Annotated in this window: 24 protein-coding genes and 1 pseudogene; 10 read left to right on the top strand and 15 right to left on the bottom strand. The window is 75.5% G+C overall.

Annotated features, from left to right (window positions below; genetic code table 11):
- Nucleotides 1–3: 3 nt before the first annotated feature.
- Nucleotides 4–870 carry a universal stress protein gene (locus tag ACF1A5_RS04440; protein ID WP_392191318.1) on the top strand — a complete coding sequence of 289 codons (867 nt, stop codon included), beginning with the start codon at nucleotides 4–6 and terminating at the stop codon, nucleotides 868–870.
- 13 nt (nucleotides 871–883) lie between these two features.
- On the opposite strand, the gene ppk2 is transcribed toward ACF1A5_RS04440, so the two are convergent.
- Complete coding sequence (gene ppk2, locus ACF1A5_RS04445; RefSeq protein WP_392191319.1) at nucleotides 884–1,687, bottom strand: polyphosphate kinase 2; 804 nt, start codon at nucleotides 1,685–1,687, stop codon at nucleotides 884–886.
- 279 nt (nucleotides 1,688–1,966) lie between these two features.
- On the opposite strand from ppk2, the gene ACF1A5_RS04450 reads away from it, so the two are divergent.
- Together ACF1A5_RS04450 and ACF1A5_RS04455 are read left to right on the top strand one after the other, a co-directional pair.
- The gene (locus ACF1A5_RS04450) at nucleotides 1,967–2,698 is read left to right on the top strand and encodes a CBS domain-containing protein (protein ID WP_392191320.1); all 732 of its coding nucleotides are present in this window, start codon (nucleotides 1,967–1,969) and stop codon (nucleotides 2,696–2,698) included.
- A gap of 55 nt (nucleotides 2,699–2,753) precedes the next feature.
- Nucleotides 2,754–3,260, top strand: a complete 507-nt coding sequence (locus tag ACF1A5_RS04455) for a flavodoxin domain-containing protein (RefSeq protein WP_392191675.1) — start codon at nucleotides 2,754–2,756, stop codon at nucleotides 3,258–3,260.
- Between the two features lie 97 nt (nucleotides 3,261–3,357).
- Here ACF1A5_RS04455 and ACF1A5_RS04460 read toward each other — a convergent pair whose 3' ends face one another.
- The 4 genes from ACF1A5_RS04460 to ACF1A5_RS04475 form a co-directional block, all read right to left on the bottom strand.
- Nucleotides 3,358–4,497, bottom strand: a complete 1,140-nt coding sequence (locus tag ACF1A5_RS04460) for a site-2 protease family protein (protein WP_392191321.1) — start codon at nucleotides 4,495–4,497, stop codon at nucleotides 3,358–3,360.
- A gap of 50 nt (nucleotides 4,498–4,547) precedes the next feature.
- A complete protein-coding gene (locus tag ACF1A5_RS04465; protein WP_392191322.1) occupies nucleotides 4,548–5,882 on the bottom strand; it encodes a phosphoribosyltransferase family protein in 1,335 nt (444 codons plus the stop codon).
- A gap of 158 nt (nucleotides 5,883–6,040) precedes the next feature.
- Nucleotides 6,041–6,631 (bottom strand): hypothetical protein, encoded by a 591-nt coding sequence (locus tag ACF1A5_RS04470; RefSeq protein WP_392191323.1) that lies wholly within the window; start codon nucleotides 6,629–6,631, stop codon nucleotides 6,041–6,043.
- A 121-nt stretch (nucleotides 6,632–6,752) separates the two neighbouring features.
- The gene (locus tag ACF1A5_RS04475) at nucleotides 6,753–7,154 is read right to left on the bottom strand and encodes an STAS domain-containing protein (protein WP_392191324.1); all 402 of its coding nucleotides are present in this window, start codon (nucleotides 7,152–7,154) and stop codon (nucleotides 6,753–6,755) included.
- A gap of 359 nt (nucleotides 7,155–7,513) precedes the next feature.
- Here ACF1A5_RS04475 and ACF1A5_RS04480 point away from each other — a divergent pair, with 359 nt between their 5' ends.
- The 5 genes from ACF1A5_RS04480 to ACF1A5_RS04500 all read left to right on the top strand — a co-directional run bounded on the left by ACF1A5_RS04480 (nucleotide 7,514) and on the right by ACF1A5_RS04500 (nucleotide 12,048).
- Nucleotides 7,514–8,584: a zinc-dependent alcohol dehydrogenase family protein gene (locus ACF1A5_RS04480; RefSeq protein WP_392191325.1), complete on the top strand. Its 1,071-nt coding sequence runs from the start codon at nucleotides 7,514–7,516 to the stop codon at nucleotides 8,582–8,584.
- A gap of 18 nt (nucleotides 8,585–8,602) precedes the next feature.
- Complete coding sequence (locus tag ACF1A5_RS04485; protein WP_392191326.1) at nucleotides 8,603–9,283, top strand: helix-turn-helix domain-containing protein; 681 nt, start codon at nucleotides 8,603–8,605, stop codon at nucleotides 9,281–9,283.
- Nucleotides 9,284–9,530: 247 nt separating this feature from the next.
- The gene (locus tag ACF1A5_RS04490) at nucleotides 9,531–9,971 is read left to right on the top strand and encodes a pyridoxamine 5'-phosphate oxidase family protein (RefSeq protein ID WP_392191676.1); all 441 of its coding nucleotides are present in this window, start codon (nucleotides 9,531–9,533) and stop codon (nucleotides 9,969–9,971) included.
- A 209-nt stretch (nucleotides 9,972–10,180) separates the two neighbouring features.
- Nucleotides 10,181–11,011 carry a universal stress protein gene (locus ACF1A5_RS04495; RefSeq protein ID WP_392191327.1) on the top strand — a complete coding sequence of 277 codons (831 nt, stop codon included), beginning with the start codon at nucleotides 10,181–10,183 and terminating at the stop codon, nucleotides 11,009–11,011.
- Between the two features lie 317 nt (nucleotides 11,012–11,328).
- Nucleotides 11,329–12,048: a CBS domain-containing protein gene (locus ACF1A5_RS04500; protein ID WP_392191328.1), complete on the top strand. Its 720-nt coding sequence runs from the start codon at nucleotides 11,329–11,331 to the stop codon at nucleotides 12,046–12,048.
- Between the two features lie 277 nt (nucleotides 12,049–12,325).
- Here the strand turns inward: ACF1A5_RS04500 and hypE are convergent, their stop codons facing one another.
- The 8 genes from hypE to ACF1A5_RS04540 are packed head-to-tail and all read right to left on the bottom strand — an operon-like array spanning nucleotide 12,326 to nucleotide 19,748.
- On the bottom strand, nucleotides 12,326–13,360 hold the full coding sequence (gene hypE, locus ACF1A5_RS04505) for a hydrogenase expression/formation protein HypE (protein ID WP_392191329.1): 1,035 nt from the start codon (nucleotides 13,358–13,360) through the stop codon (nucleotides 12,326–12,328).
- On the bottom strand, nucleotides 13,357–14,460 hold the full coding sequence (hypD, locus tag ACF1A5_RS04510) for a hydrogenase formation protein HypD (RefSeq protein WP_392191330.1): 1,104 nt from the start codon (nucleotides 14,458–14,460) through the stop codon (nucleotides 13,357–13,359). The genes hypE and hypD overlap by 4 nt, the downstream gene beginning before the upstream one ends.
- A 7-nt stretch (nucleotides 14,461–14,467) precedes the next feature.
- On the bottom strand, nucleotides 14,468–15,133 hold the full coding sequence (locus ACF1A5_RS04515) for a CBS domain-containing protein (RefSeq protein ID WP_392191331.1): 666 nt from the start codon (nucleotides 15,131–15,133) through the stop codon (nucleotides 14,468–14,470).
- An 18-nt stretch (nucleotides 15,134–15,151) separates the two neighbouring features.
- Entirely contained in the window at nucleotides 15,152–16,483 is a 1,332-nt protein-coding gene (locus ACF1A5_RS04520; protein ID WP_392191332.1) for a Ni/Fe hydrogenase subunit alpha, read from the bottom strand.
- Complete coding sequence (locus tag ACF1A5_RS04525) at nucleotides 16,480–17,310, bottom strand: oxidoreductase (protein WP_392191333.1); 831 nt, start codon at nucleotides 17,308–17,310, stop codon at nucleotides 16,480–16,482. Before ACF1A5_RS04525 ends, ACF1A5_RS04520 begins: the two co-directional genes overlap by 4 nt.
- Nucleotide 17,311: 1 nt before the next feature.
- Entirely contained in the window at nucleotides 17,312–18,130 is an 819-nt protein-coding gene (locus ACF1A5_RS04530) for an FAD/NAD(P)-binding protein (protein WP_392191334.1), read from the bottom strand.
- Nucleotides 18,130–18,585, bottom strand: coding sequence for a cyclic nucleotide-binding domain-containing protein (locus ACF1A5_RS04535; protein WP_392191335.1), 456 nt, complete (start codon nucleotides 18,583–18,585; stop codon nucleotides 18,130–18,132). The genes ACF1A5_RS04530 and ACF1A5_RS04535 overlap by 1 nt, the downstream gene beginning before the upstream one ends.
- Nucleotides 18,582–19,748 (bottom strand): 4Fe-4S dicluster domain-containing protein, encoded by a 1,167-nt coding sequence (locus ACF1A5_RS04540; RefSeq protein ID WP_392191336.1) that lies wholly within the window; start codon nucleotides 19,746–19,748, stop codon nucleotides 18,582–18,584. The genes ACF1A5_RS04535 and ACF1A5_RS04540 overlap by 4 nt, the downstream gene beginning before the upstream one ends.
- Nucleotides 19,749–20,028: 280 nt before the next feature.
- Here ACF1A5_RS04540 and ACF1A5_RS04545 point away from each other — a divergent pair, with 280 nt between their 5' ends.
- Nucleotides 20,029–20,538, top strand: coding sequence for a hydrogenase maturation protease (locus ACF1A5_RS04545; protein ID WP_392191337.1), 510 nt, complete (start codon nucleotides 20,029–20,031; stop codon nucleotides 20,536–20,538).
- 191 nt (nucleotides 20,539–20,729) lie between these two features.
- A pseudogene (locus tag ACF1A5_RS04550) lies at nucleotides 20,730–21,002 on the top strand (hypothetical protein); the annotation flags it as partial.
- A gap of 387 nt (nucleotides 21,003–21,389) precedes the next feature.
- On the opposite strand, the gene ACF1A5_RS04555 reads toward ACF1A5_RS04550, so the two are convergent.
- The gene (locus tag ACF1A5_RS04555) at nucleotides 21,390–21,914 is read right to left on the bottom strand and encodes a flavodoxin domain-containing protein (RefSeq protein WP_392191338.1); all 525 of its coding nucleotides are present in this window, start codon (nucleotides 21,912–21,914) and stop codon (nucleotides 21,390–21,392) included.
- Nucleotides 21,915–21,930: 16 nt separating this feature from the next.
- Entirely contained in the window at nucleotides 21,931–22,440 is a 510-nt protein-coding gene (locus ACF1A5_RS04560; RefSeq protein ID WP_392191339.1) for a universal stress protein, read from the bottom strand.
- Between the last annotated feature and the right edge of the window lie 142 nt (nucleotides 22,441–22,582).

Raw genomic sequence — 22,582 nt, forward strand, 5'->3', positions numbered from 1 at the left:
ACGATGGAACTTCCGCTGGTCGTCGGTGTCGACGGCTCCGAGCCGAGCCTGCGGGCCGTCGACTGGGCGGCCGACGAGGCCGCCCTGCGCGGTGTCGCGCTGCGCCTGGTCTACGCCTCCCTCTGGGAGCGGTACGAGGGCGCCGCGCTGGCCCGGGACCTCGGCAAGCCGTCCGAGGAGGTGCGCGCCCAGGACATCGTCGAGGCCGCGGCCCGGCGCGCCCGCGGCCGCCACCCCGAGCTGCCGGTCACCACCGCGGCGCTGCCCGAGGAACCGGAGTACGCGCTGGTGAAGGAGGGCCACAACGCCTCCGCCCTCGTCCTCGGCACCCGGGGCCGCAGCGGCATCGCCGACCTGCTGCTCGGCTCGGTCAGCCTGTTCGTGGCCGCCCACGCGGACTGCCCGGTGATCGTGCTGCGCGGCAACAACGACAACCAGGCCGGGGCGGGGATGCACGGCCGGATCGTCGTCGGTGTCGGCGACACGCCCTCGGCGGCGGTGCGCTTCGCCCTGCAGGAGGCCGAGCGGCGCGGAGTCCCGCTGGAGGCCGTACGGGCCTGGCGCTGCCCCGCGCACGAGACCGTCGACCACCCGCTGATCGCCGGGGAACCGGAGCGGGTCTACGAGGAGCGGGCCGCCGAGGCGCTGGAGGAGGCGCTGCGGGAGGTGCCGCCGGAGGCGAAGGTCCAGCGCCGCACCGTGGAGGGGCCGGCCCGCAAGGTGCTGCTGGCCGCCTCGCACGAGGCCGACCTGCTGGTCGTCGGCGTCCGGCGCCGTCCCGGCCACCTCGGGTTCCAGCTCGGGCGGGTCGCCCACACCGTGCTGCACCACTCGGCCTGCCCGGTCGCCGTGGTGCCCGAACGGGCCTGAGCGGCGCCCCGGGTCACAGGCGCGCCGCGTGATCGGGGACGTAGGTCTGCAGATCGCGCGGCGGGCGCTCGTACCCGGTCCGCCGCGGGCGCCGCGGCAGCTCCAGGACCGGCGGCGTCACCTCCTGGTAGGGGACGGAGTCCAGCAGATGGGCGATCATGTTCAGCCGGGCGCGGCGCTTGTCGTCGCTCTCGACGACGTACCACGGCGCCTCGGGGATGTCGGTGTGCACCAGCATCTCGTCCTTCGCCCGTGAGTACGCCTCCCAGCGGGTGATGGACTCCAGGTCCATCGGGGACAGCTTCCAGCGCCGCAGCGGGTCCTCCAGACGGCGCCGGAAGCGCTCCTGCTGCACGGCGTCGCTCACCGAGAACCAGTACTTGCGCAGCAGGATGCCGTCCTCCACCAGCATCCGCTCGAAGATCGGGCACTGGTGCAGGAAGCGCCGGTGCTCCTCCTTGGTGCAGAAGCCCATCACGTGCTCCACGCCGGCGCGGTTGTACCAGGACCGGTCGAACAGCACGATCTCCCCGGCGGCCGGCAACTGCTCGACGTACCGCTGGAAGTACCACTGGGTGCGTTCGCGCTCCGTCGGCTTGGGCAGCGCCACGATCCGCGCGATGCGCGGATTGAGGTTCTCGGTCACCCGCTTGATGGTGCCGCCCTTCCCGGCCGCGTCCCGCCCCTCGAAGACGACGACCAGCCGGACGCCGGCCGCCCGCACCCACTCCTGCAGCTTCGCCAACTCGATCTGCAGGCGCAGCAGTTCCTTCTCGTACTTCTTGCGCGGCAGCGCCGCCGCGTTCCTCTCGGCCATGCCGCCTCCACCCGGCGCCCCGCCGCCGCGGACGGAGCCACCCGTGCCCAAGGTCGCACACCAGGACGCCACCGTACTTTCCGGCGGCGTGCCGCGCACCCGCGTCGCGGCGACCGGCCCGGGCCCGGGGCCGACCGGCCCCCGGATCGCCCCCGGTCAGCCCATGGGTTACGGGCCCCGGCCGCTGGATGCTCGTATCGACGGAGGTGTCCGTCCGGCGGCGGGCCCGCGGGACGGAGGGCTTCCGGCCCCGCCGGCTCCGCCGAGGAGGGAACGGACATGAAGCAGAACAAGGTCGGGTCCGTGATGACCGACGAGGTCGTGCGGGCCGAGTACGCCACTCCGTTCAAGGAGGTCACGCGGCTGCTCGCCGATCACCGGATCAGCGGACTGCCGGTGGTGGACGAGGACGACCGGGTCCTCGGCGTCATCTCCGAGACGGACCTGATGATGCGGCAGACCGGGGCCCCCGGACCGCACGGGCCCCGCCGGCGCCTGCGGATCGGCGCGCTGACGGCCGCGGGCCGGCGGCGGGCGGCGAAGTCCGGGGCCCGCACGGCCGGCCGGCTGATGACCGAGCCGCCGGTCACCGTGCACGCCGACGACAGCATCGCGGAGGCCGCCCGGACCATGGCCCAGCGGCATGTCGAGCGGCTGCCGGTGCTCGACGAGGAGGACCGGCTGGTCGGCATCGTCACCCGTCGCGACCTGCTGCAGGTTTTCCTGCGTCCCGACGCGGAGATCCGCGCGGAGGTCGTGGACGAGGTGCTGGTGCGGGCCCTGTGGCTGGCGCCGCGCAGCGTCGCGGTCTCGGTGGCGGACGGCGTCGTCACGCTGATGGGCCACCTGGAGCGCCGCAGCGAGGCCGAGATCGCCGTGTCGATGACCCGGCAGATCGACGGAGTGGTCGACGTCATCGACAAGCTGACCTACCGATTCGACGACTCGCGGATCCAGCCGGAGGACCAGGCCCTGCACGGCGTGGCGGACGACTGGCTGCGCGGCCGGTGAGAGCCGGCGGACGCGGGGCGGGCACGGCACGGACGGTGGAAGGAGGGCGAGCGTGATGCCGAACAGGGTGCTGGTCGCCTACGGGACGAAGAACGGGTCGACGGCGCAGATCGCCGAAGCGGTCGCCGAGGTCCTGCGCAGGGACGGGCTCGACGCGGAGGCGCTGCCCGCCCGGTCGGTGACCGCGGTGGAGCCGTACGACGCCGTGCTGGTCGGCGGCGGACTCTACGCCGGACGCTGGCAGAAGGACGCCCGCCGCTTCGTGCGGCGCCACCGGCGGTCCCTGGCCGGCCGGCCGCTGTGGTTCTTCAGCAGCGGGCCGCTCGACGCCTCGGCGTCGGAGCGGGACATCCCGCCCGTGCCGGGCGTGCGCCGCGCGATGACGGAGCTGGACGTCATCGGGCACGCGACCTTCGGGGGCCGGCTGGAGGAGGGGGCGAAGGGCCGCATGGCACGGATGATCGTCCGCTCCGGCAAGGGTGGCGACTTCCGCGACTTCACCGCCATCGAGGCCTGGGCGGACCGGGTGGGCCAGGAGCTGGCGGCGGCCGGGCGGCGGTAGCGGACCGCGGGCGGGCCCCTGGTGGGTGGACGGTCCGTCCACCCACCAGGGCGTTTTCCATACGTCTTCGACTTGGCGTACGTGTGCGACGGGACCGTCAGGAACGGCTCCCGCTGGCCGTGGTCAGCCAGGTCAGGGCCCGGCTGATGTCGGCGAGCGAGACGATCCCGACGAGACGGTCCTCCTCCAGCACGAGCGCCCGGCGGTCCCGGCTCGACTCCAGGCGCTGCAACAGGTCGAGGACCGGCTCGTCCGGGCCCGCCGTCGGGACCTCCGGCAGCGGGCGCATCAGCTGCGCGACCGTCGTCGTGGCACGGTCCTGCGCCGGCGCCCGGTTGACCAGGTGCACGGTGATCAGCCCCACCACCGTGCCGTCCTCGGCCAGCACCGGGAAGGTGGAGTGACGGTAGGCGCCGAAGGGGCCCGCCGAGAGGAACTGCTCCACGGTCGCCGCCGCGGGCACGGTCACCGGATCGCGCGTCATGACCCGGCGGACCGGGACGTCGTCCAGCATCGTGTGCAGCTCGGCCTGGCGGGCCTCCGCGGTCGCGGTGGCGATCAGGAACCAGCCGATCAGCGCGGCCCACAGCCCGGACAGACTGCTCGCGAACAGCACCGCGGCGAAACCGCTGACCACCATGAACCAGCCCAGCGCGCGCCCCGCCGCCGTGGCCCCGCGGGTCGCGCGCAGGCGGTCTCCCGTACGGTGCCACAGGAACGCCCGCAGCAGCCGGCCGCCGTCCAGCGGGGCGGCCGGCAGCGCGTTGAAGACGGCCAGCAGGATGTTGATCGCGGCGAGCCAGGCGACCGCCTCCACCACCAGGCCCGACACGTGCAGCGCTTCAAGCCATGCGGCCAGGCCGGCGAAGACCCCGCCGGCCACCACGCTGGTCAGCGGGCCGACGCCGGCGATGCGCAGCTCGGCTCCGGGGCTCGGGGCCTCGGTGCGAAGCCGGGCGGCACCGCCGAGCATCCACAGCGTGATGCCGTCGACCTGGACCCCGTTGTGGCGGGCGACGACCGCGTGCGCGAGCTCGTGCGCCAGCAGCGACGCCATGAACACAACGGAGGTCAGCAGGGCGAGCGCCCAGTACGCCAGCGCGGAGTGACCGGGATGGGCGTAGGGGAAGCGGCCGCGCGCCAGCATCAGGGCCACCAGGACGACGATGACCAGCACGCTCCAGTGCAGTCCCACGCGGACACCGGCGATCCGCCCCAAGGACAGTGTCTCGTTCACCGCACCCCTCACTCCCGGACTGTGTCCTGTGCTCTCCCGCCGCGCCCCCGTCACGCGGGCTTCAGCGGCGGGGCCTGCGCGTACGGCCGTACGGGATGGGCGGTGAACCAGTCCCGGGCCAGCTCCGCCACCGCCTCCAGGGCCCCGGGCTCGGTGAAGTGGTGCGTGGCGTCCGGGACGACGGCGACGCGGTGGTCGCAGTGCATCCAGTCCGCCGCGAGCCGGTTCAGGCTGAGCACCCGGGTGTCGAGGCCGCCGACGACGAACAGGGTCGGCGCGCGCACCCGGGCCAGGGCCGCCGGACTGGCCAGGTCGGGCCTGCCGCCGCGGGAGACCACGGCGCGGATGTCGTCGTCCGAGGCGGCGGCCTCCAGGGCCGCGCCGGCGCCCGTGCTCACGCCGAGGTAGCTCACCGGCAGGGCGGTCTCGCGCCGGAGCCAGCGGGCCGCGGCGTCCAGGCGGCGGGCCAGCAGAAGGATGTCGAAGACGTTGTGCCGGTTGCGTTCCTCGTCCTCGGTGAGCAGGTCGAGCAGCAGCGTGCCCAGGCCCGCCCGCTGGAGGGCGTCGGCGATGTACCGGTTCGCCGGGCTGTGCCGGCTGCTGCCGCTGCCCTGCGCGAAGGTCACCACCGCGCGGGCCGAGGTGGGCAGCGTGAGCCGTGCCGCGAGCCGCGCCCGGCCGGCCGGCACCGCCACCTCCCGGTCGGGCGAGGGCCGCGCCGGGGCGGCCGGCACCCGGGTGGCCGGAACGGACCGGTCGGCCTCGCTCAGCAGCGCGGCCACGTCCTCGTCCGTGACCCGGGGGAAGTCCCGGTACCAGGCGCCGAGCGAACCGACGTGGCGCAGCGCCTGCAGGCAGACGATCTGGTCCGCCACCGTGCGCAGATGCGGCAGCGCCCGCTCGGGGGCGACCGGGACGGCCAGCACGACCCGGACGGCGCCGCGGGTCCGGGCCACCCGGCAGGCGGCCTCGACGGCGGCGCCCGTCGCCAGCCCGTCGTCCACGACCACCGCGGTGCCGGCCTCCAGGGAGGCGGGGGCGAGACCGGCGCGGCAGCGGACGGTACGGCGCTCCAGCTCGGCCCGTTCGGCCTGCTCCACGGTCTCCCGCTCGGCCCGGCTCAGTCCGCTCTCGCGGAGCACGTCCGCGTCGAGGGCGCGCACCCCGTGCTCTCCGATCGCCCCGAACCCCAGCTCCGGCTGCCACGGCACCCGCAGCTTGCGCACCACGACCACGTCCAGCGGCGCGCCGAGACACCGGGCGACCTCGAACGCCACCGGGACCCCGCCCCGGGGCACTCCGAGCACCACCGCCCCGGTGCCGCGCAGGTAGTCAAGGCGCCGGGCCAGGCGACGTCCGGCGTCCGCACGGTTCTCGAAACGCATGCGCCACCTCCTCGTGGTGCTCCGGCGGCGCGGGGTGGCAGGCCACCTCATGCCATTGCAGCGCTCCGGCAGCGGCGGGGGCAGGGGCGACCGACCCTGGAAAGGGGCCGTTCGGCCTGTGCGCGGAGGGCGGCGAGGTCACCGGGAGGTGTGGCGCCTCACCCGGTCTTCTGGTCCCACCGCGGACCCACGAGGTCCCACTCGGCGTCCCACTGCGCGTAGCGGTGCCGGTCCAGGCGCCACCGCGCGAGCGCGCCGGTGCCGAACGCCAGGCCGGCGAAGCCCAGCGCGGCCGCCGTGCCGAAGAGACCGGCCTCGACAGCCGCCTCGGTCGCACCGGGCGGCTCGGTGGTGAGGACGCCGTGCCGGTCCTGCCAGACCGTGACCGTGGACCCGGACCGCAGCCCGGTGCTCACCAGGGTCCGACCCGTGCGGGTGGTGCCGTCGGGGGCGGTCCAGCGGACCTGCCCCGGAGCGCGGTAGCTCTCGCTCCCCGCCGAGGACGTGCCCAGCGGGACGTCGGTGAGCAGGACCGCCCGGACGGCCTGCCGGTCGGCGCGCTGCCGGGCGAACTCCTGGTCGGCGGCGAGCGCCGTCACCGCGCCGGCGATCGCGCCGCCCACCACGATGACGACCCACATCACCAGCAGGACCCAGGCCTCCACCACGTCGTCGTGGCGTCGCAGCGGATTGCGCCGCCACCGCCACAGCCGCCTGCCGGTTCGCCGTGTGCCCCTCGTGCCGCTCATCGGTCGCCACCTCCTCGTCCTCATGCTTCGAAGGTGGCAGCGGGGCGCGGGCGGCGACATGGGCCGACCAGGTGACGTCCGGTGTCCGACCGGACCCACCTGGTCCGCGCGAACGGGCCGGTCAGCCCTGCCCGGTGGGGACCATGGGACGCTGCGGGGACGCCGGTACGATGATCCGTTCCGCCGCCCGGTCCGGGAGCACCTCGAAGACGCCCGACAGTCCGGCGTGCCGCAGCAGCCGCCGGAACGCGGCGCTGCCGGTGATCAGCCGCAGCCGCCCGCCGCGGGCCGCGACCCGGTTCCGCACCCGGCACAGCAGGCCCAGCCCGGCGCAGTCGATGAAGGGCACGGAACGCAGGTCCAGGACGAGGTCCGGCCGGGGCGCGGCGGTGAGCGCGTCGAGGTGCGTGCGCAGGAACACCGTCGTGGCGAGGTCCATCTCCCCGCTCAGGGTCACGACGGTCGTACCGCCGGCCGTGCGTCGCGTGTGCGGCGTGGGGGAGTGGAGGGAACTGTCGGGCATGGTCACGAGCCAAGCGGCGGCGGCCGGACGGGCGGAAGGGCCGGTCGGCCCCATCCGGCCCGCTGCCCGGCGCCCCGAGGGGGCGCACGCGCCGTGCACGGGGGAGCCGCCCCGGTCGGCCGGGCCATGGGGCCGACCGGCCCATGCGGATCCCCGGACCGCCGGACAAGCTGGACCTGCGGGGCAATCCCGGCATCGAGCCGGTGCCCGGCCGCGTGTCCGCCGACGGCGGCCCGCGGGACCGGGGCCCGCCGGAGAGCGACAGCGCAGAGCAAGCCGTAGAGCAACGGCCGGTGTGCGAGAGCCGGAGAGCAACAGCCGGTGCGCGATGGCCGGAGAGCAAGAGGGTGAGGAGCGGCATGAAAGGCTACGTCTTCCACGGCCCCGGACAGTCCGCCTGGGAAGAGGTCCCCGACCCGGACCTCAAGGAGCCCACCGACGCGATCGTGCGCGTCGAAGCCGTCACCATCTGCGGTACGGACCTGCACATCCTCAAGGGCGACGTGCCCGAGGTGCGTCCCGGTACGGTGCTGGGGCACGAGGCCGTCGGCGAGATCGTCGAGATCGGCGGCGACGTGCGCAGCGTGCGGCCGGGGGACCGGGTCCTGGTCTCCTGCATCAGCGCGTGCGGGCGCTGCCGGTACTGCCGGGAGGCCATGTACGGGCAGTGCCTCGGCGGCGGGGGCTGGATCCTCGGCCACCGGATCGACGGCACCCAGGCCGAGTACGTGCGGGTGCCCTACGCCGACCTCTCGGTCCATCCGCTGCCCGCGACCGTCACCAACGAGGACGGCGTCCTGCTGGCCGACATCTTCCCGACCGCCTACGAGGTGGGCGTGCTGAACGGGAGGGTGCGGCCCGGGGACACCGTCGCCGTGGTCGGGGCCGGGCCCATCGGACTCGCGGCGATCGCCACCGCCCGGCTGTTCGCGCCCGAGCGGGTGGTCGCCGTGGACGTGGCCGCCACCCGCCTGGAGGCCGCCCGCAAGCTCGGCGCCGAGGCCGTGGCGGACGCCCGCGAGGCCCCCGAGCAGCTGATCGCCGACCTCACCGCGGGACTCGGCGCGGACGTGGTGATCGAGGCGGTGGGCGTGCCGGAGACCTTCGAGCTGTGCACCCGCATGGTGCGGCCCGGAGGGCACGTGGCCAACGTCGGGGTGCACGGCGCGCCCGCCACGCTGCACCTGGAAGAGCTGTGGATCAAGAACGTGACCATCACCACGGGACTGGTCGACACCCGCTCCACGCCCACCCTGCTCAGGATGGCGGCCGCCGGGCGCTTGCCCACCTCCCAGCTGGTCACCCACACCTTCCCGCTCGACCGCATGGAGGAGGCGTACGAGGTCTTCGGCAGCGCCTCCGACACCGGCGCCCTCAAGGTCGTCCTGGGCGGCCCGCAGCGCGAGGTCGTCGCCGTGCACGCGGCCTGACGGAGGAAGTGACGGGCCATGGCCGAACAGGCAGTGCCGAAGTCCCACCCGGTCGAGGGCCCGCCCCTGGGCGACCTCGGGCGCCGTCTCGCGCGGCGGCGCACCGAGGTCGGCCTGACCCGCAAGGAGGCGGCCGTCCGGGCGGGCATGGCGCCCAGCTACTTCCAGTACCTGGAGGAGAACCCGGGCGCCGCCCCGGGCCCCGGCGTCCTCAGCAGACTGGCGGCGGCCCTGGAGACCACCGTGGCCGACCTGTCCGGGGGCAGCGCGGATCTGCCGCCGGGTCCGGGCCGGGCCGGCCGGGCTCCCGTGTTCAGCAGGCTGAGCGCGCGGGAGTGCCGGGACCTGCTCGCTAGTCACGGGGTGGGCCGGGTGGCCGTGCCGACCCTGTCGGGGCCGGTCATCGTGCCCGTCAACTACAGCGTCGTCGGGGGCGCCGTCGTGTTCCGCACCGCCCCCGGCACGACCCTGTTCGAGGCCGCGGGCTGCCAGGTGGCCTTCGAGGTGGACCGCATCGACGACATCTTCAGCCAGGGCTGGAGCGTCCTGGTGCGCGGGCACGCCCGCGTCGTGGACGATCCCGAGGACATCCGCCGGCTCACGGGGAGCGCGCACAGCGAGCCCTGGGCGGGCGGGCGGCGCGACGTGTGGGTGCGCATCGACCCGCTCGTCGTCACAGGCCGCCGCATCACCGTCTGAGTCGGACCGGTCTCCGTCCGGATCGGGCCGCGGCCTCCGCTTCCGGGCCGCGCCGGTTTCGTCGTGCATCCCACGGGCCGGCTTCCGGCCCCGGCCCGGCCGGAGGGGGTCTTTCTCCGGCCGGACCGGCCGAAACCGGGTCCTTCTCCGGCCGGGCCGGGACCGACGGCCCTCGTCCCCGGCCCCCGCCGCGACCGAGCATGGAGTCATTCAGTACCGCATGACCAGGCGAAAGACGATCCCGCTGATGTACTTCAACGACGGATTCCGCGAACTGCAGCGTCAGGAGTGCCTGCAGCTGCTGGGGACGGTGCCGGTGGGGCGCATCGTCCACACGCGTCACGCCCTGCCCGCGGTGCTTCCGGTCAACTTCTGCCTCGACAGCGACGGTGCGGTCCTGCTGCGCACGTCGGCGGCCTCCGAGCTGGTACGCGCGATCGACGGTGCGATCGTCGCCTTCGAGGCCGACGAGGTGGACGCCGCCACCCACGCGGGGTGGAGCGTCGTCGTCACCGGCTCCGCCTCCGTGATCAGGGACGCGGCCGAGCACGAGCGGCTCGCCCGCAGCGGCCCGCGCTCCTGGGTGCCCTCGCCCCAGGAGGTCTTCGTCCGCATCGAGCCCGAACTGGTCACCGGCCGCGCGCTCGTCGGCGGCCGCAGCCTCTACGGCCTGGACCCGACCTTCTGAGACCCCGCCCCACACCGCACGCACACGTGACACGCACCCCAGTGCCCCCTGCCGGGAGGGAGCCGAACGGCGCTGCCGCAAGGGGCCGTTCGGCGTGCCGCCGGGTGCCCGCGGCCCCTGCCCGGGACGCCGGGACCGGACGAGCATCGTCCGGGCAGCCGCCGCGGTGCCCCGGGACGGGCGGGCGGCGCCGGGAAGGGGAGGAAGACATGACTCACCGTCATGTGGTCGTCGGCGTTGACGGCTCGGTGGTCTCGGTGCGGGCGCTGGACTGGGCCGCGGACGAGGCGGCCCGCCGCGGCCTCGCCCTGCACGTGGTGTACGCCGTGCCCGACCGGGACGAGGCCGGGCCGGTCCTGGCCTCCGCCGCGGCACGGGTGCGCGCGCGCCGTGCCCGGCTGCCCCTGCTCACCGTCGCCGCGGAGGGCGACGCCGTACGGGTATTGGCGGGCGCGAGCAGGGCCGCGGCCCTGACGGTCGTGGGCAACCGGGGGCTCGGCGGGATCGCCGGCCGGGTGCTGGGCTCGGTGAGTCTGCGGCTGGCCGCGCACGCGTGCGGCCCGCTGGTCGTCGTCCGCGGGGACCGGCCGTGCGACCGCCGCGGAGACGTCCTGCTGGGCCTCGAGGACGATCCGGGTACGGACGCCGCCGCGTTCGCCTTCCAGGAGGCGGAGCGGCGGGGCGCCCGGCTGCGGGTGCTGCACGTCGCGGCCCACCAACACGGCACGCCCGAGCCGCCTGCGCCCGTCCCGGCGTCCGCCCCCGTCCGGGAGCGGTCCGGGCGACGGGAGCGTGCCGCGCAGGCCGTGCCGCGCCCCGGCCCCGCCGGTCCACGCGGGCCCCGCCACCCGGCGGCCGACGGGGACGCCGGGGCCCGCACCGCACCGGCCCTGGCGCTGCTGGAGGCCACCCGGGAGGCCGCCGTCGTCGTGGTCCCCGCCCAGCGTCGCGACGGCCGGCTCCGCCCGCACCCCCACTCGCTCACCCACACCCTCCTGCACCGCTCGCACTGCCCCGTGGCGGTGATCCCGGCCCGGTGACCGCCGCCGGCAGACCGGTGCCGGTGCCGGCCACGGGACCCGCGGGCGGTGGCGGCCACCGGCCGACGCGAACCCGTCGGTCGACGCGGGCGAGGCCCGTCGGTCGGCGCGGGTGGGAGGTCACCGGTCGGCGCGGGAGGGGCCCGTCGGTCGGCGCGGGTGGGAGGCCGCCGCCCGACGCGGGTCGGAGCCCGTCGGCCGGCGCGGGTGAGAGTCCGCCGGCGCCCCGCCCGGGGCCCTTCGGCCCATGTCGCGGGCGGCCGCGTGGACCACCCTGAAGATGTCGGCAGAGGTAATCGAGCACGCGGGAGGCCGCCATGCAGGGCGCCCGGTACACCGTGAACGACGTGATGACGCGCACCGTCGTCGCCCTCGCCGGCGGGGCGATGTTCAAGGAGATCGTCCGGACCATGGAGGAGTGGGGCGTCAGCGCGATGCCCGTGCTGGACGGCGACGGCCGCGTGATCGGCGTCGTCTCCGAGGCCGACCTGCTGCGCAAGGAGGAGTTCCGCGACAGCGACCCGGACGGTCGCGCGGAACTGCGCCGCCTGTCCGAGCTGGCGAAGGCGGAGGCGGTGACCGCCGAGGAGCTGATGAGCACCCCGGCCGTGACCGTGCGGCCCGGCATCACCCTCACCCAGGCCGCCCGCGTCATGGCCCGTCACCAGGTGAAGCGGCTGCCGGTCGTCGCGGACGACGGCGTGCTCAAGGGCATCGTCAGCCGCGCGGACCTGCTCAAGATCTTCCTGCGGAGCGACGAGGACATCGCCGAGGAGATCCGCCGGGAGATCGTCGCCGGACGCTTCCCGGTCCCGCTCGACGCGGTCCGGGTGGAGGTGCGCGACGGAGTGGTCACGCTCACCGGCCGCGTCCCCGACACGTCCCTGGTCCCGCTCGCCGTACGCCTGGTGCGCTCGGTGGAGGGCGTGGTGGACGTGCACAGCGCGCTCGCGGGGCCGCGCCGGCGGCCCGTCCTCGAACCGGACCTGGCCGGTGACCGGACGCCCCCGCGGCCGCCGGGCGCCGCGACCGCCTGACGCCGGCCGCGGGCACACCGGGGCCCGAGCGGGCCCAGGGCCGGACCGGCCGGCCCACGCGCGTCCCCCGGGCGGGCGACGAGGCGACCGCCGAGGACGGTGTGCTGACCATCGCGGTCCCGGTCCCGGAGGAGAAGCCGGGCACCAGGACCATCCCGGTGCGGCACGGCTGAGCGCGTGAGGGCGCCCTGCGCCGCACCCGCTGAGCGCGGCCGGTGGACCCCACCGGCCGCGCTCACGTGCCCGCGTCCGCCCGCGCACCCCGTGCGCGCGCCGTTCAGCAGATGCGCGGCAGCAGCTCGCCGAGCGGCAGGTCCAGCACGCGCCGGGCGCCCACCAGCGTGCGCAGTGTCACCCGGCCGGCCGGGCCGTCCGCGAGCACCTCGCCGACGCGGACCGCGGCCCGCCCTTCCGGGAGCGAACGGAGGGCCACCAGCGCCTCGTCGGCCGCGGCCGCCGCCACGAACGCGACCAGGCAGCCCTCGTTCGCGACCACGAGCGGGTCGAGGCCGAGCAGGTCGCAGGCGGCGGCGACCCCCTCCGGCACCGGCACGGCGGCCTCCTCGATCTCGACGGCCACCAGCGAGTCCCGGGCGATCTCGTTGAGGGCGGCGGCGAGCCCGCCGCGGGTCGGGTCGCGCAGGGTGTGCACCTGCGCGCCGAGCGGCGCCAGGGCGCGGACCAGGCGGTGCAGGGGCCGGCTGTCCGAGGCGATGTCGCTCTCGAAGCCCAGGCCCTCGCGGGTCGACAGCACCGTGGTGCCGTGCAGCCCGATCGGGGCGGACAGCAGCACGGCGTCGCCGGGACGGGCGAGCCCGGCCGAGGGGCGCAGCGCCGGATGCCGCCGCCCGACCCCGGTGGTGGTGACGAAGACCTTGTCCACCGCGCCCCGGCCCACGACCTTGGTGTCGCCCGTGACGACCGGGACCTCGGCGTCCCGTGCCGCCTTGCCGAGCGACTGGAGCACCAGGCGCAGCTCGGCCAGCGGCAGCCCCTCCTCCACGATCAGGGCGACGGACAGGGCGAGCGGCCACGCGCCCCGCATCGCCAGGTCGTTGACCGTGCCGTGCACCGCGAGGGAGCCGATGTCGCCACCGGGGAAGAACAGCGGGCTGACCACGAAACTGTCCGTGCTCACCACCAGGCCCGGGTGGCCGGGCAGCAGCGCGGCGTCCTCCAGCGGCCCGCCCGGGCCGTCGAGCGCGGGCAGCACCAGAGCGTCGAGCAGCTCGGCGGACAGGCGGCCGCCGGCGCCGTGTCCGAGCAGGACAACGTCGTCCTCGTGATGGGGAGTGGGGCACGCGGCGGTCATGGCAGGGGCACTTCCTTCGTACGGCCGGCGGCGTGGAAGGCGGCGCAGGTCCCCTCGGCGGAGACCATCGGCGCGCCGAGTGGACGGCGGGGGGTGCACCGGGTGCCGTAGGCGGGGCAGTCGGTGGGCAGCCGGGCCCCGGTGAGGACGGCGCCCGCGATGCACTCGGGGTCCTCGGCGGGGCTCAGCCCGGCGACCGCGAAGCGGCGGGCGGCGTCGAACCGGGCGTAGGCGGGCCGCAGTTCGAGTCCGCTGCCGGGCAGGGTGCCGATGCCGCGCCAGGACCGGTCGGTGACCTGGAACACCGTGCGGACGGCGTCCTGCGCCTCGGTGTTGCCCGAGCGGCGCACGGCCCGCACGTACTGGTTCTCCACGCCGTACCGGCCCTCCTCCAGTTGGCGCACCGCCATGAGGATGCCCTCCAGCAGGTCGAGCGGCTCGAAGCCGGTGACCACGACGGGCACCCGGTGACGGGCGGCGATCGGCTCGTACTCGCGCCAGCCCATGACCGCGCAGACGTGCCCGGCGGCGAGGAAGGCCTGCACCTCGCAGTCCGGGTCCTCGAGCAGCGCGGTCATCGCGGGCGGCACCAGCACATGGCTGACCAGCAGGGAGAAGTTCGTCAGTCCGAGCCGGGCGGCGTGCAGCACGGCCATCGCGTTGGCCGGCGCGGTCGTCTCGAACCCGACCGCGAGGAAGACCACCTCACGGTCGGGGCGCTCCCGGGCGATGCGGACCGCGTCCATCGGCGTGTAGACGACCCGTACGTCCGCGCCGCGGGCCCGCAGTGACAGCAGGTCCGTGTCCGTGCCGGGCACCCGCAGCATGTCGCCGAAGCTGGTGAAGACCACCTCGGGCCGGGCGGCGACGGCCATCGCCCGGTCCAGGGTCTCCAGCGGGGTGACGCACACCGGGCAGCCGGGGCCGTGGATCATGCGCATCCCGGCGGGCAGCAGCGCGTCGATGCCCTGTCGGACCAGGGTGTGGGTCTGCCCGCCGCAGACCTCCATGATCCGCCAGGGCCGTGTCGCGATGCGGCCCAGCTCGTCGAGGAGCTGCCGGGCCAGGGCCGGATCGCGGTACTCGTCGAGGTACTTCACCGTCGGGTCACCTTGGTTCGGTCAGCGCCGACCCGGTCGTGAGGTGGCACTCGACGTCGACGACGCCCTCCACGGCGCGCACCAGGCGCGCGGCGACGGGCACCAGCGAGGTGTCCCGGATGCGGCCGCTGAGGGTGACCACGCCGTCGGCCACCTGCACCCCGATCGGCTCGACGGGGGCGGGGAAGAGGACGGAGACGACCTCCCGCCGGATCTCCTCGGCGATGTCGTCGTCGGTGCGCAGGAAGACCTTCAGCAGGTCCCCCCGGCTGACCACGCCTTCGAGCATCCCCTCGTCGTTGACGACGGGCAGCCGCTTGACCCTGCGCTGGGCCATGATGCGGGCGGCCTCGGCGAGGGTGGCGTCGGGATGGACGGTCACGGCCGGGGCGCTCATCAGCTCACCGGCGGTCAGCGCCCCCGCCTTGGCGAGGTCGGACAGGCGGCGCAGCTGCGTGAACCGGTCGGGATCGCTGTCGCGGAACTCCTCCTTGGGCAGCATGTCGGCCTCGGAGACGACGCCGACCACGCGGCCCTCGCCCTCCAGCACGGGAAGGGCGCTGACCTTCCACTGGCCCATGAGCTGCACGACGTCCTTGAACGGGGCGTCACGGCCCACGGCCACGACGGTGTGCGTCATGACGTCGCTGACGATGTGCGGGCTGCCGTGCATGGTCTTCTCCTCGGGGTGTCAGGTGCGGTCGACGGTGAGGTCGAGGAAGTGGGTGGAGCAGGAGATGCACGGGTCGTGGTTGCGGATGGTCCGCTCGCACAGGTGCGTCAGCTCCTCGTCGTCCACCTCGCGCCCGGTGAGGGCCGCCTGCGCGGCCCGCACCAGGTCGTCCTCGATGGCGCCCTGGTTCTGCGCGGTGGGCGGCACGATGCGGGCGTCGGTGACGGTGCCTTCCGCGTCCAGCCGGTAGCGGTGGTAGAGCAGGCCGCGCGGCGCCTCCGAGGCTCCGTGCCCGGTGCCGGCCGCGGGGGGGACGTCGACGTACGGGCGGGCCGGCGGCTCGTAGGCGTCGATCAGGCGCAGGGCCTCGCCGACCGCGTACACCACCTCCACGGCCCGTACCAGGATCGAGCGGTAGGGGTTGCGGCACACGGCCCCCTCGCCGGGATCCCCCAGCCCCGCCTCGACCGCGGCCTGCCGGGCGGTGGCGGACAGCCCGGCCCCGCCGACCGCGAACCGCGCCAGCGGGCCGGTCAGATGGCGCCGCCCGTCCAGCCGCGAGTGCAGCGCGGTGGAGTGCGGCACCTGCTCCTCGCGGACGTGGTCGGGGAACTCCCGTACGGAGAAGGCGGTCAGGGTGCCGTCGGTGCGCAGCGCGGTGGGGGTGCCCGCGTCGATGGCGTAGGTGTCCGGCAGCGCCAGGGCCAGCAGGTCGGCGTCGACGGCGGCGTCGGGGAAGTCGAAGGACGCCGCCCAGCGCGTCGTCTCCCAGGCGTCGTCGGCGGCCCGCCGCAACCGCTCGGCCAGCGGGCGCAGTTCGGCCCGCGTGGGCGCCCGGTGGAAGCCGCCGACACGGACGTTGACCGGGTGGATGGCGCGGCCCCCGAGGAGTTCCATGAGCGCGTTTCCCGCCTGCTTCAGGCGCAGCCCCCGCTCCACCGCGGCGCGCTGGGTGCGGGCGAGTTCGACGGCGTCGGCGCAGCCGAGGAAGTCGGGCGCGTGCAGCAGATGGATGTGCAGGGCGTGGCTCTCGATCCACTCGCCGCAGTACAGCAGCCGGCGCAGGGCGCCGATCGGCCCGTCGACGGTGACGCCGCAGGCGTCCTCGACCGCCCGGCAGGCGCTGGTCTGGTAGGCCACCGGGCAGATCCCGCACACCCGGGCGGTGATGTCGGGCGGCTCGGTGTACGCCCGGCCGCGCAGGAACGCCTCGAAGAACCGGGGCGGCTCGTAGATCCGCAGCCGCGCCTCCTCGACCCGGTCGCCGGCCAGACGCAGGTGCAGCGCGCCCTCGCCCTCCACCCGGGCGAGCGCGCCGACCCGCAGGACGCGGGAGCCTCGGTGGGTCATGTCTCCTCCTCGGCGCCGGGCAGCACCTCGGCGAAGGCGGTCGCGTTGAAGGTGCGCAGCAGCCGTTCGACGGCCCGGTCGTCCAGACCGTCGCGGTGCAGCAGCGGGATCATCGCGCGCAGGTTCGGCGACCCCGAGGGGCCGAAGCAGCCGTAGCAGCCACGGCCGTACGCCGGGCACAGCGCGCCGCACCCGGCGTGCGTGACCGGGCCGAGACAGGGGGTGCCGTGGGCCACCGTGACGCAGACCGTGCCACGGCGCTTGCACTCGAAGCACACGCTGTGGTTGGGCACGTCGGGCCCGCGCCCGGCCAGGAACGCGGTGATCACCTCGATCAGCTGGCCCCGGTCGATGGGGCAGCCGCGCAGCTCGAAGTCGACGTCCACATGGGCCGCGACCGGCGTGGAGGTGGCGAGGGTGTCGATGTAGTCGGGGCGCGCGTAGACGGCCCGGGTGAACTCCTCCACGTCGGCGAAGTCGCGCAGCGCCTGGATGCCGCCGGCGGTGGCGCACGCGCCGATGGTGACCAGGAAGCGGGACTGGGCGCGGATCTCCCGGACCCGGGCCGCGTCGGCGGGCGTGGTGACCGATCCCTCGACGAGCGCCAGGTCGTACGGTCCCGGCTCCACGGCGCTGGACGCCTCGAGGAAGTGCGCGATGCGCACCCGGCCGGTGAGCGCGAGGAGTTCGTCCTCGCAGTCCAGGAGCGTGAGCTGGCAGCCGTCGCAGGAGGCCAGCTTGAACACCGCGAGCGTGGGCGGGCGCGGCGCCGGGGGAGCGGTCGCGTCACCGCCGCCGTACGTCGTGCCGCCGCTTGCGTCGGTCATGTCACAACTCCCGCACCGAGAGGAGGGACGCGGCCCGGTCCCAGCCGATCACCGGGCCGTCGCGGCACAGCAGCACGCTGCCGAGCTGGCAGTGGCCGCAGTGCCCGGTGGCGCACCGCATGTTGCGCTCCAGCGAGACCCGGATCCGCTGGGGTGGAAGGCCGCGGTGCAGCAGGTCGCGGGCGGTGGCGCGGATCATCACCTCGGGACCGCACACGAAGGCCGTGGTGTTGCGGGGGTCGAACCGGGCGCCGTTGAGCAGGGTGGTGACCACACCGACGTGGCCGCGCCAGCCGGGCAGGGGGCGGTCGACGGTGACCTGGCAGTGCGGAGGTCCCGGGGACGTCGTCCAGGCGCGCAGCCGGTGGGCGTAGATCAGGTCCGCGGGGGTCCGCGCGCCCACGAGGAGGTTCAGCCGCCCGTAGGCCCGCGGGTCGGCCCGGACGGCCTGGACCACCGGGCGCAGCGGCGCGAGACCGATGCCGCCCGCCACGAGCAGCAGGTCCTGCCCGACCGCCTGTTCGAGGTCCCAGCCGGCGCCGAAGGGGCCGCGCAGCCCGACCTGGGTGCCGGGCTCGACGGCCGTCAGGGCCGCGGACACGGCACCCACCGCGCGGATGGTGTGCCCCAGCTCCCGGCCGTCGATGCGTGACACCGAGACCGGGATCTCCCCCACCCCGAAGGCGTACACCATGGCGAACTGCCCGGGCTCGAAGGGGCGCAGCACCGCCGGGCCGGCCGGCGCCAGCACGAGACTGACCGTGTCCGCCGTCTCGCGGCGCGTCCGGGTCACCCGGTACGGCACCGGGACCTCGGTCATCACCTGCTCCCGCTGCCGTAGGGGGCGTAGAGGTCGAGCAGCCGGATCCGGGAGGAGTGCAGCCGGTGGGCGACCACCCGGCCGACCCAGATCGCGACGGCCCGGCCGAACTCCGGGTCCTCCTCGCACATCCTGCGCACCGTGGCGGCGTCGAACTCCCAGGCCCGCACCGGGCTCATGGTCTCGGCGCCCAGCTGCCAGACGTAGGGCGAGAAGTGCCAGGACCAGCCGACCAGTTCGCCGTGGCCCAGGGACTCGATCAAGGCGGCGCGCCGGCCGGGGACGTGCAGGTCGAGGGCGACGGTGCCGGTCTTGATGATCCAGAAACGGTCGGCGTGCCGGCCCTCCTCGAACAGCCTGGCGCCCATGTCGAAGGAGACCTCGTGGGCGACCCGCATCAGCCGCTCGCGGTGCTCGGCCGGCAGGGCCGCCCCCAGGGTGGTGGTGGAGGTCATCGCTCCCGCTCCTCTCGTTCCTGCCGCCGCAGCCGGTCGGCGAGTTCGTCGTGCAGTGCCGTCGCTTCCTCGGTGATGTCGATGGCGACCGGGCACCACGTGATGCAGCGTCCGCAGCCCACGCAGCCGGAGCTGCCGAACTGCTCGTACCAGGTGGAGAGTTTGTGGGTGAGCCACTGGCGGTAGCGGCCGCGCGGCGAGGCCCGGACCGGGCCGCCGTGCAGGCGGGAGAAGTCCAGGTCGAAGCAGGAGTCCCAGCGCGTCCAGCGCTCGGCGTGGTCACCGGTGAGGTCGGTGACCTCCTCGGTGGTGGTGCAGAAGCACGTGGGGCAGACCATGGTGCAGTTGCCGCAGGTCAGGCAGCGGGCGGCCACGTCGTCCCAGCGGTCGGCCTCCAGGCTCTCGGCCATCAGGGCGCGCAGGTCCACCGGCGGCATCGACCGGCCCATCCGCTCCCGGGCGCCGTCCACCGCCGTGCGGGCCGCCGCGGTGTCGGCGCCGGGATCGGCCGGGCGGTGCGGAAGGGCGGAGAGGACCTCGTCACCGGCCTCGCTGCCGACCCGGACGACGAAGCGGTGTCCGCGCCCGTCGACGAGCTCGGTCAGCGCCAGGTCGAAGCCCGCGTCGGCCGCCGGGCCGCTGCCCATGGAGGCGCAGAAGCAGGTGCCGCCCGGTTCGGTGCACTCGGCGGCGACCAGGAACGCCCCGGTCCGCCGCTCCCGGTAGCCCGGGTCCTCGTAGCGGCCGCCGGTCAGCACCCGGTCCTGGATCGCGATGGCCCGCAGGTCGCAGGAGCGCACGCCGAGGAAGGCGTACGACGGCCGCGCGGGACGCTCCTCGGTGACGGTCAGGCCGCCGTCGGGCGCGCGGTCCACGCTCCAGAGCTTCTCCCGCTCCGGATGCAGGAACGCCTTCCAGGAGTGCGGACCGGTGGTGTGCGCGAACGCGGCTCCGTCGGCGCGGGGCACCAGACGGTAGCGGCCCGCCTCGACCTCGGTCCCCCAGCCGAAGGGCAGCTCGTCCGCCGAGGACAGCTCGGCGAGCACCACGGCACCGTCCCGGACGGTCGGCCCCACGACCGTCCGGCCTCGCGCGCGCAGGGTCCGCACCAGAGCGTCCAGACCGTTCCTGTCCAGTACGGCGGTCGTGCGGCTGTCGGTCATCGTCGCCCTCCGGGCTGCCGTGGGCCTGCTGACTTCAGCGTCTGCCCGGGCGCCACGGCACACCACGGGCCACCCGGGCCCGAACGTGGGTCCTTCGGCCCAAGGAGCGGGCGCGGGCCGGTCCCGGGCGGGGACCCCTCGGGGGCTGAGGGCGGCGCAGCCGTCCGCCGGGGCCCTTCGGCCCATGGCAGGGCGCCCGCCGCCCCGCACGCTGGAGGGACCGGCCGGGCGTCCGCGCGCCGGGGGAGCGGCAGGCGGAGGGGGTGGAGGGAGAGGAACCATGACCGTCCCCACACGTATCGCGGTCGTCGCCGTCGGGGACCCCGCGCGGCACGACGAGGGTCTCGGCCGGTCGGTGCTGGCGCGGTTGCGGGAGAGGGCCGCCGGCCGGCCGCTGCCGCCGGGCACGGTTCTCGCGGAGTGCGCCGACCCGGACCCGGGGCGGCTCGTCAGGCTGTGGGACCACGCCGGACTCGCCGTCGTGCTGGAGTCCGCCCCCGCCCGTGACGGCGACCCGGGGCGGGTCTACCGGCTCGACGTGCCGGGCGCCGAGCTGCGTCGGCCGGGCGCGATGGGCGCCCACGGTCTGGGCGAGGCCGTCGAACTGGGCCGGGCGCTGGACCGTCTGCCGGGCCACCTGGTGGCGTACGCCGTCGCGGCGGCCGACACCTCGCTCGGCGAGGGACTGTCCGCGCCCGTCGCGTCGGCGGTCGGCCTCCTCGCCGAACGGGTGGAGGAGGAGATCGTCCGGCACCGGGTGGCGGCGGCCCGCCGAAACCAGTCCCTTTGACGGCACGTGTCGACTGACGGCACGTGTCGACGGGAAGGACCACCCGCTTCTCGCGGATCCTGATTGCGCGGTGCGCGGTTTCGCCGGCCGCTTCTCCGCGTCTGTCTCAGGTCCTTCCCGTCACCTACAGGACACCACTTCCGGCGCCCGTACGCCAGGGCCGTTCGGCCCCGAACGCCGAGGAGCACGAAATGACCGTCGCAGGGGAGCCCCTCGCACCGGCGGATTCCGCCGCCGTGGAGACTGCTACCGCGGATTCCGCCGCCGTGGAGACCGCCGTCGCGGGGACCGGCCGGGCGCCGGCCGCCCGTTCACGGCCGGCCCTGCTGACCTTCCTGGGTGGCGTGGGCACGGTCACCGGCAGCAAGTTCCTCGTCGAGAGCGACCACGCCCGCTTCCTGGTCGACTGCGGCCTCTTCCAGGGCCTCGCCGACCTGAGGCGGCGCAACTGGCGCCGGCTGCCCTGCGACGCCGGGGACATCGAGGCGGTGGTCGTCACCCACGCCCATCTGGACCACTGCGGCTACCTCCCCCGGCCGGTGCGGCAGGGATTCCGGGGCCCCGTCGTGACCACCGAGTTCAGCGCCCGGCTCGTCGAGATCGTGCTGCGGGACAGCCCCCGGCTGCAGACCGAGGCCGCCCGGCACGCCAACGAGCACGGCTGGTCCCGGCACCGGCCCGCCCAGCCGCTCTACGACGAAGCCGACGTGGACCGCACGGTCCGGCTGCTGCGCCCGGTACGGGCCGGCACGACGAGCGACGCGGCGGCCGGTACCCGGCTCACCCTGCACCCGGCCGGCCACATCCTCGGCTCGGCGGACGGGGGGAGGGCGGGACGCCGCCGTGGACGGTCAGGACCCGGGCCGGCGTTCGTGTGCCAGCTCGGCGGCGATGCCCGCGGCCCACCGCTCGACGGCGTCCCAGTCGCGGTGGTCGCCGTACTGCCCGCCGAACAGCCGGAACAGGAAGCGTCCCGTGCGCGGCAGCTGGGCCGGCGTGACGACACCCGAGAACAGGCGGTGGCTCCGGAACGCCGGCACCGCGGGCAGGCCCGCCTCGATCGCCGGGAGCTCCTTCGCCACCCAGCGCCTCATCGGCCCGCGCAGCGCGGCCGGCATCCCGACGCTGAAGATCCACAGGGGCCGGGAGCCGAGCAGTTCGTGATGGTCGCGGACGAAGTCCCGGGCCGGGGCGAGCCAGCTCTGGTTGTGGACGGCGCTGCCGAGGACGAACGCCCGGTAGGCGTCGGCGTCGTCGACCTCCGCCAGGGGCCGGGCCTGCGCCGTCAGCCCGGCGCGGCCGAGCACGGCGGCGGCCCGTTCGGCGATCTCCCGGGTGGAGCCGTGCGCGGACGCGTAACCGACCAGGACGTCCACGACGCCTCCTCGTGCCTCAGACGGCGGCGCAGGCGATCTGGCGGGTTCGGCTGCCCCGGGCCGGGCCGGTGGGCCGGCCGGTGGCGGGCACCTCGACCACCGGGACCATGGCGTGCCGCAGGCACTCACGGCCGACCGCGCCGATGGCGCCCTGGTCGCCCGGCCCGTGCAGGGTGTGCCCCAGGGCGAGCAGCAGCGCGCCGCGCGCCCGGTCCAGGAGGACGCGTGCGGCGGGCCCTTCGACCAGTTCGGCGCGTATGCCCGGGCTCTTCCGCGAGCCGAGGGCGGAGCGCACGGTGTCGGCGAGCAGCCGCGCGGCCGCGTCGCGTTCGGCCTCGGCCGTCGGGCGGGCCGACACCGGGGCGTACGGAGCGATGTGCGGCCCCGTGGGCTCCCAGGCGTGTACGGCGACGACCTCCGCGTGCACGGCGCGGGCCTGTTCGGCGGCCCAGCGCAGGGCGGCCGCGGACGCCTCGGAACCGTCGACGCCCACGACGATGTCCCTGCCGGTGGCGAATGCGGTCATGGTCGGCCTCCCTTCTGGACGTCCAGCTTCCACCGTGCCCCGAACCGGACCCCGGGCGCGTGGGCCGACAGGCTCCTCCCGGCGTCCGAGGGTCCCTGGACTCAGCCGCGGCGGGCCGTGTCCCCGCGGCCCGCCGGGCGGG

This window comes from Streptomyces sp. NPDC014864, from assembly GCF_043081525.1.
Taxonomy (GTDB): Bacteria; Actinomycetota; Actinomycetes; order Streptomycetales; family Streptomycetaceae; genus Streptomyces.

Bases quoted from the DNA above. Each gene is read 5' to 3' on its own strand.
- ACF1A5_RS04440 (WP_392191318.1), top strand. From the start codon at position 4: ATGGAACTTCCGCTGGTCGTCGGTGTCGACGGCTCCGAGCCGAGCCTG.
- ppk2 (WP_392191319.1), bottom strand. From the start codon at position 1,687: ATGGCCGAGAGGAACGCGGCGGCGCTGCCGCGCAAGAAGTACGAGAAG.
- ACF1A5_RS04450 (WP_392191320.1), top strand. From the start codon at position 1,967: ATGAAGCAGAACAAGGTCGGGTCCGTGATGACCGACGAGGTCGTGCGG.
- ACF1A5_RS04455 (WP_392191675.1), top strand. From the start codon at position 2,754: ATGCCGAACAGGGTGCTGGTCGCCTACGGGACGAAGAACGGGTCGACG.
- ACF1A5_RS04465 (WP_392191322.1), bottom strand. From the start codon at position 5,882: ATGCGTTTCGAGAACCGTGCGGACGCCGGACGTCGCCTGGCCCGGCGC.
- ACF1A5_RS04470 (WP_392191323.1), bottom strand. From the start codon at position 6,631: ATGAGCGGCACGAGGGGCACACGGCGAACCGGCAGGCGGCTGTGGCGG.
- ACF1A5_RS04475 (WP_392191324.1), bottom strand. From the start codon at position 7,154: ATGCCCGACAGTTCCCTCCACTCCCCCACGCCGCACACGCGACGCACG.
- ACF1A5_RS04480 (WP_392191325.1), top strand. From the start codon at position 7,514: ATGAAAGGCTACGTCTTCCACGGCCCCGGACAGTCCGCCTGGGAAGAG.
- ACF1A5_RS04485 (WP_392191326.1), top strand. From the start codon at position 8,603: ATGGCCGAACAGGCAGTGCCGAAGTCCCACCCGGTCGAGGGCCCGCCC.
- ACF1A5_RS04490 (WP_392191676.1), top strand. From the start codon at position 9,531: ATGTACTTCAACGACGGATTCCGCGAACTGCAGCGTCAGGAGTGCCTG.
- ACF1A5_RS04495 (WP_392191327.1), top strand. From the start codon at position 10,181: ATGACTCACCGTCATGTGGTCGTCGGCGTTGACGGCTCGGTGGTCTCG.
- ACF1A5_RS04500 (WP_392191328.1), top strand. From the start codon at position 11,329: ATGCAGGGCGCCCGGTACACCGTGAACGACGTGATGACGCGCACCGTC.
- hypE (WP_392191329.1), bottom strand. From the start codon at position 13,360: ATGACCGCCGCGTGCCCCACTCCCCATCACGAGGACGACGTTGTCCTG.
- ACF1A5_RS04515 (WP_392191331.1), bottom strand. From the start codon at position 15,133: ATGCACGGCAGCCCGCACATCGTCAGCGACGTCATGACGCACACCGTC.
- ACF1A5_RS04520 (WP_392191332.1), bottom strand. From the start codon at position 16,483: ATGACCCACCGAGGCTCCCGCGTCCTGCGGGTCGGCGCGCTCGCCCGG.
- ACF1A5_RS04525 (WP_392191333.1), bottom strand. From the start codon at position 17,310: ATGACCGACGCAAGCGGCGGCACGACGTACGGCGGCGGTGACGCGACC.
- ACF1A5_RS04530 (WP_392191334.1), bottom strand. From the start codon at position 18,130: ATGACCGAGGTCCCGGTGCCGTACCGGGTGACCCGGACGCGCCGCGAG.
- ACF1A5_RS04535 (WP_392191335.1), bottom strand. From the start codon at position 18,585: ATGACCTCCACCACCACCCTGGGGGCGGCCCTGCCGGCCGAGCACCGC.
- ACF1A5_RS04540 (WP_392191336.1), bottom strand. From the start codon at position 19,748: ATGACCGACAGCCGCACGACCGCCGTACTGGACAGGAACGGTCTGGAC.
- ACF1A5_RS04545 (WP_392191337.1), top strand. From the start codon at position 20,029: ATGACCGTCCCCACACGTATCGCGGTCGTCGCCGTCGGGGACCCCGCG.
- ACF1A5_RS04560 (WP_392191339.1), bottom strand. From the start codon at position 22,440: ATGACCGCATTCGCCACCGGCAGGGACATCGTCGTGGGCGTCGACGGT.